Genomic DNA, 10,085 nt, shown 5'->3' with positions numbered 1-10,085 from the left:
CCTTAGAGAGTATGAGGTAGATAGGCCTGAGGTGTAAGCACAGCAATGTGTTCAGCTGACAGGTACTAATCGGTCGGACGCTTATCCTTTGGATGTGCCTTGCTTTGGTTCGGTTTTGAGGGTACAAAGAGGAGGAGATGGAGCGGAGGAGAAGAGGGAGCGCTCCATTTTTTCTTAGGCAACAGGCAGAGTACCGAAGAAGAAGCCCTAATAGCTCAGTCGGTAGAGCATGCGGCTGTTAACCGCAGTGTCACAGGTTCGAGTCCTGTTTGGGGCGCTGAGCGCAGCGTGAGAGCGCGCTGTGCGGGCAGCAAGAACGGGGCCCCGTGGTCAAGCGGTTAAGACATCGCCCTTTCACGGCGGTAACACGGGTCCGAATCCTGTCGGGGTCATCGCAATTTTGATCTGTGCTCAGAGCGGTGTTATTTCTGGTGACATAGCCAAGTGGTAAGGCACGAGTCTGCAAAACTCCCATGCGCCGGTTCAAATCCGGCTGTCACCTTTTAACCTTGTAAGCGAAGACTTACAAGGTTTTTTCTTTCCTTGAAGACGGGGTTTCGTATGCGCTGGATATTTTTTGTGAACAGCGTTCTGCTGGGCGTGGGCCTTGCCATGGACGCTTTTTCCGTATCTCTTGCGAACGGTCTGGCTGATCCGGGGATGAGCCGCCGCCGAAGCTGCGGTATCGCGGGAACCTTTGCGATGTTTCAGTTTGCCATGCCGATGCTGGGCTGGATCTGCGTCCATACGATCGTTTGCTATTTCAAGGCGTTTCAGCGCTTTATTCCATGGATCGCTCTGCTCCTGCTTCTCTACATCGGAGGCAAGATGCTGCTCGAGGGAGTGAGGAGCAGGAACGGCAGCGAGGAGGTTTTGAAAAGGGTTAACCTCACGGAGCTCCTCATTCAGGGGGTAGCCACCTCCATCGATGCGCTGTCTGTCGGCTTTACCATCGCCTACTACGGGGCTGCGGCAGCCTTTGCCGCCTCGCTCATCATTGCCGTCACCACCTTTTTTGTCTGCATCGGAGGAGTTCTGCTCGGCCGGACATTTGGAACCCGTCTTTCGGGGAAAGCCAGTATTTTGGGCGGCGTGATCCTCATATTGATCGGAATTGAGATTTTCCTTACAGGGATATAAGGCTTTTCATATTCATTTTTCGTTTGTTTTTCACATCTGCTTTTCGTATCTTTCTGTTTCTTCGTATCTTTTTATTCCGGCGGCTTCCGTCTGCCGTCTATTCCATAACGAGCTCCTGCCAGACATCGTCGGGAACCAGCGCGATGTAGGTTTTTCCGGTATTCATCAGAACCTCCTCGCCGCTGCTGTCATAGAAGCGCGTCACCCCGGTTTCGCTGGTCTTGCTCCAGCCGAGATCCTTGGCATAACCGCCGGTGAGGTAAAATGCCGGTTGTGCGCTGTCAATGCAGTTGTAGATGAGATAACCGTGGGAATCGAGCTGATTATAGGAGCAGCACTGCAGAATGACGTTGGTGAAGCTGAGTGTTTCGCCGTCCTCGGCATCCTTGTGGAGCTTTCCGTATTCGTAGTAATCATAGAGCTGCGTCTTCGTATTATAGCGGAGCTCGGTTTTGCTGTGCGGGAACGGCAGGACAATGCGGGCGGCGGGGAGAGCGGATCCATAATACTCGGGAAGATTCACATGCGTTCCGAATTCCGTAAAGCGGAAATGAGAGCGGGACTCTCCGTCCTCCCACGGCGCATAGGAATTGTACGAGGCGGAGTAGCGGTCTTTCGGCTGATCGGCATTGCTCCCAAAATTTTTCTCCAGATCGCCGGCAAGGACATATTCGGTATACTCGCGCTTTTTGCCGTTATCCACGCGGGAGAACGTACCGGAGAAGTGCGCCGACCAGTCGCGCTGGAAATACTGATTGTTGTAGTAGGGCCCTCCGTCATGACAGAGTACGGCATTCCACTCCGCGGCGAGCAGGATATTCGTGGGGCGCGTGCTTCGGATGCTGCCGAGCTGACGGATGCTCTTCCAGTCCTTTACGATACACATGAGGCGGGTGATGCGGTTGTTTGCGGTGCTGTTCATGAGCTCATACACGACGTCCGCCTCGGCGGTGCCGTAGTGCGGGAGAGCAATGGACTCATTGTCGACCATGACGGCCACCGGGCGCTGATCGCAGAGCTCCTTTGCAATGGGCTCGCCGGTGAGTTCGCTGAGATATTCGTCTTTTTTCAGCGCGGCGGCGGAGCCGGTGATACCGCGGGGCGGGGCACTCTCCGCATCTTCCTCTGCGCTGCGGGAGGCTTCCGTACCATCTTCTGAGGCAGTCTCGCCGCCAGTGCTGTCTTCGGGAGAGCGTTCTCCATCAGAGCTGTCCGCCGGGGCGGTATCTGCTGCGGAGGAAGTATCTGCCGGGGTGGTTTCCGCCTGTTCCGCGTCGGTCCGGGCGGGGCTTTCGGCGTTTCCGCAGGCACTGGTGAGGATGAGGGATGCGGCCAGCAGAATGGCCGCGGCTCTTGCTTTTTTCAAGTGGACCTCCTTTTCATCGTTCTTTTCATCGTTCGTCTTTGCTTCGCAAAATGTTCAGAAGCTGTCGTCGGCATCAAATTTTTCGAGGAAGCTGTGCCGCTCGCCGTGTTCTTTCCAGCCGAGCAGCTTGTTGAGCGGGACATTTTCCATGGAACGGAAAATATTGGCCTCGACATAGGGATTGGTCTTTTTCAGTTCGGCGATGAGGCGCTTTGTCTCTGCCCGCTTGGAGGCGGAATTGCCGTTTGCCCGGCAGGCCTCGCTGCTGCAGTTGTCCGTGAATTTGCAGGCGCACTGTATAAAATGAAGCCCGTTGTAATCGCGCCAGCGGCAGATTTCGCTCTCGCGGATGAGATACATGGGGCGGATGAGCTGCATACCGGCGTAATTCTGGCTGTGGAGCTTGGGCATCATTGCCTGAAACTGCCCGGAGTACAGCATGCCCATGAGCAGGGTCTCAATGACGTCGTCGTAGTGGTGTCCCAGCGCGATTTTGTTGCAGCCGAGCTCCTTTGCCTTTTTGTAGAGATATCCGCGGCGCATGCGGGCGCAGAGGTAGCAGGGCGATTTCTCGACGTTGTAAACGGAATCAAAGATTTCTGTCTCGAAAATCGTGACCGGAATGCCGAGGAGCGCCGCATTGCTCTCGATCACGCGGCGGTTCTGCTCATTGTAGCCGGGATCCATGACGAGAAACACCAGTTCAAAAGGAAATTTGTTGTGGCGCTTCAGCTCCTGAAAGAGCTTTGCCATGCACATGGAGTCCTTGCCGCCGGAAATGCAGACGGCGATCCGGTCATTCGGCTCAACGAGACGGTATTCTACGACGGCGCGGGTGAAGAGGCCGAAGAGGTCTCGCTTGAACCGGCCGCGGATGGAGCTTTCGATGCGCTCGCGTTTTGCCGCATCTGCCGCTGCTTTCTGCGCGGCGTGCCAGACCCATGCGCCGTAGCCGCCCTCGAGACTGCACGCATGATATCCGCAGGCGCGCAGGCGCTCCGCCGCCTCCCCGGAGAACTGACCGCGGCGGCAGATCACAAGGATGCGGCGGTCCCGGGGAAGAGAGGGGAGAAGAGCTGTCGCTTCGCCGCTTTCGCAGGCGGCAAGGAGCTGCGGCAGTTCCATATGGATCGAGGAAGGAATATGGTCCTTTTCATAGTCCTCCGCGTCGCGGATATCAAGAATCACATAGGATGAGGCGCCCCATGTGTCGATCGTTTCAGGCGTTGCTGTCTGTGTCAAGGAAGACCTCCGGATAGCATGTTTTTCTGCCGGCAGACAGAGCCCTGCCTGTGCGTGGTTACAATTATAGAGAAAAATCATGCTATAATGCAATCACATGCTTTTGGAGAAATATCCGACAGGACTTTAATATTTGCTCCGGTTTTGTCTGCTTCCGTTTTTCGAGAGGTGCCGCCTTGAATGATATTCTGGACATTCTGATCCGATACCGCGGCGACGGCTTTTTGCTCGTCCTGTATATTGCGGCTCTGGTTTATCTTCTGCTCCGCGAGCGGGACCGTACGCTCCGGGCGCTTTTTGTCTGGATGCCGCTTGCGCTGATCGCTGTCTTTCTTCTGCCCCCGGTGTACCGTATCTATTCCCGGATTGAGACGGCGACCTACTACCGGATCCTGTGGCTTCTGCCGATGAGCCTCACGCTGTGCTACGCGGGTCTTCGTCTGTCGGTGCGGCTGCTGCGGCGCTTCTGGCCCGCCGGGGCGGCGCTGCTCGGTGCGCTGATCATACTGGGCGGAAATTATGTCTATGACAATGTCAACATCATGAAAGCGGAGAATCTTCTCCATCTGCCGCATCAGGTGATCGATGTCAGCGAGTTTCTTCTGAATGATACGGGGCGCGTGCCGCTCAAGGCGGCGGTCCCGGCGGAGCTTGTACAGTATATCCGCCAGTACAGCTCCGACATTGATCTGGCGTTCGGCCGCGAGATGGTCGTCTCGCAGTGGAATTACTATGACCCGGTCTATGAGGCGATGGAGGAGGCGGACCCCATCGATGCGGGACAGCTCGTGGAGGCGACCCGTGCGGACGCCTGCTCGTATATTGTGCTGAATGCGTCGCGCGCGCTCCGGGGGAATCTCGGGGACGAGGGGCTCGTGTTTCTCGGGAATGTGGACGGCTTTGATATCTGGCGGGACCCGGAGGTTCCGGTCATCGATTACTCCGTATATTATGAGACGGAATAGGCCGCAGAACAAAATGGTAACGCAGGTATGAGCTTTAATTCTTATCTCTTTGTATTCGTGTTTTTTCCGCTCTGCATGGCGGGCTATCACATTCTTTCGAGGGTGTATCCGAGGGCGCTGAAGCTGTGGCTGATTGCGGCGTCCGCGGTTTTTGGCGCCTGCGGGAGCCTGCCGTCGCTCGGGCTGTTTGCCGTCACGATGGCGGTGAACTACGGACTTCTGAGGCTGATACTCCGCCGGCAGAAGACTTGTCCGGGAGAGGGCGGGAGCAGGGAGGAAGCCGGCGCTTCCGCGGGAGAACGGCCGGAGATATCCCGGGCGGTCCGATGGGCGGTTTTTACCGGCGTTCTCTTTAATCTGGCGGTTCTCGGCGGCTTCAAATATTTCAATTTTTTTGCGGGAACGGTGTACTCGCTGCTCGGCAGAGACTATATCGCGCGTCATATCCTGCTTCCGCTCGGAATCAGCTATATGACCTTTCAGCAGATCTCTCTTCTTGTCGATGCGTCGCGCGGAGAGCTGGGCGGGGAGCTGCGGGCGGATGATTATGTTCTGTATACGCTGTACTTTCCGAAGCTTCTCTCGGGACCGATCGCCGGCTTCGGAGAGCTGCGGGCGCAGTTTGGGGAGCTCGCGGAGCGGAGCCGCGTGGACGGGGAGACGTTCTGCCGCGGGGCAGCGCTCTTTATCATGGGCCTTGCGAAGAAATGTATTTTCGCCGCGTGGGCGCAGAACGCCGTGAATTATGTCTATGCCAATATCCCTGCGCTGACGTTCGGCGAGGGGGTCATCGGCATGCTCTGCATTTCCTTTACTGTCTATTATGATTTCAGCGGCTACTGCGATATGGGGCAGGGGATCAGCCGGATGCTCGGGCTCTCTCTCCCCGTCAACTTCCGTTCGCCCCTGAAAACATGGAATATCGTCGGCTACTGGAGAAACTGGCACATCACGCTGACGCGCTTCATGACGAAATATGTGTACATTCCTCTCGGCGGAAACCGCAGAGGGCGTGGGCGCATGTGCCTGAATCTGCTTCTTATCTATCTGCTGAGCGGGCTCTGGCACGGGGCGAATATGACCTTTGTGCTCTGGGGTCTGCTGAACGGCCTGCTCTACATTCCGGTGAAGCTGTGGCTTGACCGCAGGGGCGGGGCGCGCGACGATTTCGGCCGGCTTTTATCCCCGGTAAAGCGCGCCGCAGGGCGGATCGGGAATCTGCTTATCAATTCTGCGATTTTCGTGCCGTTCATGGCTTCCTCGGTCGGGGAGACCGGGGCGTATTTCCGCGCCATGGGAACCAGTGCGGCGGCTGCCTTTGCCGCAGGGAGGCCCGCGGAGCTGCTGGCGCTTCATCCGGCGTTTCTGGAGGTCTTCCGGACGGATGAGCTCTGGTATGCGCTCAAGGCGGCGCGGCTTGCTTCGTATGCCTTTGCACCGTATCTGTGTCTGGCAGTGATCTTCGGTCTTCTGGCCGGGACGGCGTTCTTTGCAAAGGAGGCACGAGCGATTGCGGAAAAAGGGCGGCTCCGTGCGCGGAACGGCGTTCTGCTGGCGGGACTTTTTGTTTGGTGCGTCTGTACCTTTTCGCAGGTCATGACGTTTATCTATACGAATTTCTGACGGAATTATGTCATGATGAGAGAGCAAAGAGAAAAGAACAATACGGAAAAAACAGCATCCATGCCGGCACAGGCAAAGAAAAGAGCCGGAACAGACAATCCGCGCCGCGCGGCTGCGGCTTTTTTCATCACGGCGTTTTTGCTTCTTGGAGCGGCGGCGGGGGCCGTGTTTGTCGTGGATCCCTTTTTTCATTATCATGCGCCGCTGGACGGCTTTCCCTATGTCATTGACAATCAGCTTGCGCAGAATCCGGGGATGGCGGCGCATATGGAGTATGACAGCGTGCTCCTCGGCAGCTCCATGACATTTAATTATGATATGAGCTGGTTCCGGGAGGAGCTCGGCCTGCACACACTCAAGCTCTCTTACAGCGGGGCGTACCCCCGGGATATTTACAATATTTCAAAGATCATTTTTGACAGCAAAAGCGATGCGGACGGTGTGAGCTCCGTGAAGAGGGTATTCCTCGGCATCGATGTGTTTTCCTATATGGCGGACACCGAAGATATCAAGTTCCCGATTCCCGAGTACCTGTACGACGACAATCCTCTGAATGATGTGAATTATCTTCTGAACAAGGATGTTCTGTTTCAGTATGTGGCGCGGCCGCTTTTTGACCCGGAGCCGACCCTGCTCGATCAGGTCTACACCATGTCGTGGCTTACGGAGGAGGATTACAGCGAGGAAAAGGTGCTGGCAGGCTATGTCCCGTCGGAGCGCGCCGCGGAGGAAACGCCGCCGGATGCGTATCTTGCGAACACAGCGGCAAACATGGAGAAAAATATCTGTCCGTTCATTGCGGCGCATCCCGAGACACAGTTCACGGTCTTTTTCCCGCCGTACAGCATTCTGTTCTGGAACGATGTGCTGCTCGAAAACCATCTGGAGGCAACGCTCGCGGAGTACCGCCTGATCGCGGAGAAGCTCCTTGTCTATGACAATGTGGAGCTGTTCTGCTTTCCGCTGGAGACGGAGATCACGACAGGGCTGGATCACTATGCCGACTACACCCATCACAGTCCCGAGGTGGCGCATCTCCTCCTCCGGTATATGGAGACGGGGCGGGATCGGATCGACAGCGTGGAGGAGATGGACGCGGCAATCGATGCGCTGCGGGAGATGGCGCTGGAGGAGCGGCGGTCCCTCCGGGAAGCGAATTCAGAGAACCGGTATTAGCGCTTTTCCGGAAGTATTTCGGAAAGTAATTATTTTTGTAAGCAGGTGCGGAGCATGACACTCAGGGACTTAAAAGCAGGAGAGAGCGCAAGGATTGACACAGTAGGGGGTGAGGGCGCGCTGCGTCAGCATTTTCTCGATATGGGGCTGATCCCCGGTGCGGAGGCCACGGTGGTTAAATTCGCGCCGCTCGGAGACCCGATGGAGTTGCGGATTCATGGTTACGAGCTGACGCTGCGTTTGGATGACGCGGATCGCATTGAAATTACCGGATTGGACAAGAGCAGAGAGGGAGCGTCCGCTTCGGGGGCAGAGCTGCCGGCCGGCTCCGGAACGGGCGCCGGGGGACATACGAGGGCCGGCGCAGAGAATGCCGGAAGAGGGCGGAGGCCGAGAGCGCCTCACCCGGCGCTCGGCGAGTCATACGCAGCCGGGGGAAAGGGCAAAGAGCGTACGCCGGCATTCCCGGAGGATCATATTTACAGCTTTGCGCTTGTCGGCAATCAGAACAGCGGCAAGACGACGCTTTTTAACCGATTGACGGGGGCCAATCAGCATGTCGGCAATTTCCCCGGCGTGACGGTCGACCGCAAGGACGGCGTGATCATCGGGCAAAAAAATACACTGATCACGGATCTGCCCGGCATTTATTCCATGTCCCCCTATTCCAGCGAGGAGCTGGTTTCCCGCAATTTTGTGCTGGATGAAAAGCCGGATGCCATCATTAATATCGTCGACGCGACGAATATTGAGAGAAACCTCTATCTGACCATGCAGCTGCTCGAGATGGAGCGGCCGGTCGTCATAGCGCTCAACATGATGGACGAGCTTACCGGCAATCACGGCTCCGTCGATATCAATCGGATGGAAAAGATGCTCGGGGCGCCGGTGGTGCCGATTTCCGCAGCCAAAAATCAGGGCGTGGACGAATTGATCAAGCATGCCGTCAACGTGGCGAAGTATCAGATCAAGCCGGAAAAGCAGGATTTCTGCTCGGAGGAGGATCATGGGGGCGCGCTGCACCGCTGCATCCACTCCGTCTCCTATCTGATCGAGGATCATGCAAAGAGGGCGGACCTGCCCCTGCGCTTTGCCGCCTGCAAGGTGATCGAGGGAGATCAGCGGATTCTTGCAAAGCTTGCCTTTGAGGAAAACGAGGCGGCCATGCTGGAGAACGTCACCGCCCAGATGGAGGCGGAGCGCGGCCTTGACCGGAGCGCGGCCATCGCGGACATGCGCTTTGACTATATCGGAAAGGTCTGCGATGCCTGTGTGACAAAGCCTGCCGAGAGCCGCGAGCATGCGCGCAGCGGAAAAATCGACCGGATCCTTACGGGAAAGTATACGGCAATCCCGATCTTTGTACTGGTCATGGCGCTCGTGTTTTATCTGACCTTTAATGTGATCGGACTGTGGCTGCAGGATCTGTTTGATCTGGGGATTCATGCGCTGGCGGACCTGACGGATCATGCCATGACGGCAGCGGGCATCAGCCGGGTGCTGCATGACCTCATCATCAACGGCATTTTTGAGGGCGTGGGAAGCGTACTGAGCTTTCTGCCCATCGTCGTCACCATGTTCTTTTTCCTCTCGCTGCTCGAGGACAGCGGATATATTGCCCGCGTGGCGTTTTTTATGGATAAGCTCCTGCGGCGGATCGGCTTGTCCGGGCGGAGCATTGTGCCGATGCTGATCGGCTTTGGCTGCACGGTGCCGGCGGTCATGTCCACCAGAACGCTGCCCAGCGAGCGCGACCGGCGCATGACCATTCTGCTCACGCCGTTTATGAGCTGTACGGCCAAGCTGCCGATCTATGCGTTCTTTGTAAGCGCGTTTTTTCCGGGCAGGGGAGGTCTTATTATGACCGGACTGTATCTGCTTGGAATCATAACGGGAATTCTGATCGCGTTTCTCTACAAGAAAACGCTCTTTCAGGGCGAGGCGGTGCCCTTTGTGATGGAGCTGCCGAATTATCGCCTGCCGAGTCCGCGCAGCACGGTGCAGCTCATGTGGGAGAAAGCCAAGGACTTTCTACACAAGGCGTTTTCCGTCATTCTTATTGCGACGATTGTGGTCTGGTTCCTGCAGAGCTTTGATATCCGTTTCCATCTGGTGCAGAACTCGGCGGACAGCATGATGGCGATGATTGCCGGTGTGATCGCGCCGGTGTTTGCCCCTCTGGGACTGGGGGACTGGCGCGTCTGCACGGCGCTGATAAGCGGCTTTATGGCCAAGGAGAGCGTGGTCTCGACGCTGGAGGTGCTCTTTGACGCGGAGGGCGGCGTGGCGGCGGTGCTGAGCCCCGCGGCAGCAGGCGCGATGCTGATTTTCAGTCTTCTTTATACGCCCTGCGTGGCGGCGATCGCCTCCATCCGCAGAGAGCTGGGCGGCAAATGGGCGGCGGGAGTCGTACTCTGGCAGTGTGTTATTGCATGGATTGCGGCGTTTGTGTTTCATGCGGCGGCCGGGCTGCTGTAACCCGCGCAGTGATTTAACCCGCGCAGTGATTTGCCGTAATTTACGCAGGCAACGCCCTTTGTCTGTCCGCATGCGTTTGAGGGAGACGGTACGGG

Annotated in this window: 7 protein-coding genes, 3 tRNA genes and 1 rRNA gene; 9 read left to right on the top strand and 2 right to left on the bottom strand. The window is 56.9% G+C overall.

Annotation, left to right across the window (positions count from 1 at the left end):
* The 5 genes from E0E20_RS12745 to E0E20_RS12725 all read left to right on the top strand — a co-directional run.
* A 23S ribosomal RNA gene (locus E0E20_RS12745) occupies positions 1–89 on the top strand; the annotation flags it as partial.
* Between the two features lie 115 nt (positions 90–204).
* Positions 205–277, top strand: a tRNA-Asn gene (locus E0E20_RS12740).
* A gap of 43 nt (positions 278–320) precedes the next feature.
* Positions 321–392, top strand: a tRNA-Glu gene (locus tag E0E20_RS12735).
* Between the two features lie 38 nt (positions 393–430).
* Positions 431–502 (top strand) — tRNA-Cys (locus E0E20_RS12730).
* 59 nt (positions 503–561) lie between these two features.
* Positions 562–1,140 carry a manganese efflux pump MntP gene (locus E0E20_RS12725; protein WP_130838565.1) on the top strand — a complete coding sequence of 193 codons (579 nt, stop codon included), beginning with the start codon at positions 562–564 and terminating at the stop codon, positions 1,138–1,140.
* A gap of 97 nt (positions 1,141–1,237) precedes the next feature.
* On the opposite strand, the gene E0E20_RS12720 is transcribed toward E0E20_RS12725, so the two are convergent.
* Together E0E20_RS12720 and E0E20_RS12715 are read right to left on the bottom strand one after the other, a co-directional pair.
* Positions 1,238–2,506, bottom strand: a complete 1,269-nt coding sequence (locus tag E0E20_RS12720; protein ID WP_242622795.1) for a DUF3048 domain-containing protein — start codon at positions 2,504–2,506, stop codon at positions 1,238–1,240.
* Between the two features lie 54 nt (positions 2,507–2,560).
* Positions 2,561–3,748, bottom strand: a complete 1,188-nt coding sequence (locus tag E0E20_RS12715; RefSeq protein WP_242622794.1) for an ATP-binding protein — start codon at positions 3,746–3,748, stop codon at positions 2,561–2,563.
* 176 nt (positions 3,749–3,924) lie between these two features.
* Here E0E20_RS12715 and E0E20_RS12710 point away from each other — a divergent pair, with 176 nt between their 5' ends.
* From E0E20_RS12710 to feoB, 4 genes are read left to right on the top strand one after another with little or no spacing between them, the layout of a single operon-like run.
* The gene (locus tag E0E20_RS12710; protein WP_130838563.1) at positions 3,925–4,713 is read left to right on the top strand and encodes a hypothetical protein; all 789 of its coding nucleotides are present in this window, start codon (positions 3,925–3,927) and stop codon (positions 4,711–4,713) included.
* Positions 4,714–4,740: 27 nt separating this feature from the next.
* Positions 4,741–6,336 carry an MBOAT family O-acyltransferase gene (locus E0E20_RS12705; protein ID WP_130838562.1) on the top strand — a complete coding sequence of 532 codons (1,596 nt, stop codon included), beginning with the start codon at positions 4,741–4,743 and terminating at the stop codon, positions 6,334–6,336.
* A 12-nt stretch (positions 6,337–6,348) separates the two neighbouring features.
* Positions 6,349–7,512 (top strand): hypothetical protein, encoded by a 1,164-nt coding sequence (locus E0E20_RS12700; protein WP_130838561.1) that lies wholly within the window; start codon positions 6,349–6,351, stop codon positions 7,510–7,512.
* Between the two features lie 54 nt (positions 7,513–7,566).
* A complete protein-coding gene (feoB, locus tag E0E20_RS12695; RefSeq protein ID WP_130838560.1) occupies positions 7,567–9,990 on the top strand; it encodes a ferrous iron transport protein B in 2,424 nt (807 codons plus the stop codon).
* Positions 9,991–10,085 lie beyond the last annotated feature (95 nt).

The organism is Lachnoclostridium sp. Marseille-P6806 (assembly GCF_900625025.1).
GTDB lineage: Bacteria > Bacillota > Clostridia > Lachnospirales > Lachnospiraceae > CAG-791.
The sequence above is the reverse complement of the archived record's forward strand: the minus strand, read 5'-3'. Positions and strand labels throughout refer to the sequence as shown.

Coding starts and splice junctions, on each gene's coding strand:
- E0E20_RS12700 (WP_130838561.1), top strand. CDS start 6,349: ATGATGAGAGAGCAAAGAGAAAAGAACAATACGGAAAAAACAGCATCC.
- feoB (WP_130838560.1), top strand. CDS start 7,567: ATGACACTCAGGGACTTAAAAGCAGGAGAGAGCGCAAGGATTGACACA.
- E0E20_RS12725 (WP_130838565.1), top strand. CDS start 562: ATGCGCTGGATATTTTTTGTGAACAGCGTTCTGCTGGGCGTGGGCCTT.
- E0E20_RS12705 (WP_130838562.1), top strand. CDS start 4,741: ATGAGCTTTAATTCTTATCTCTTTGTATTCGTGTTTTTTCCGCTCTGC.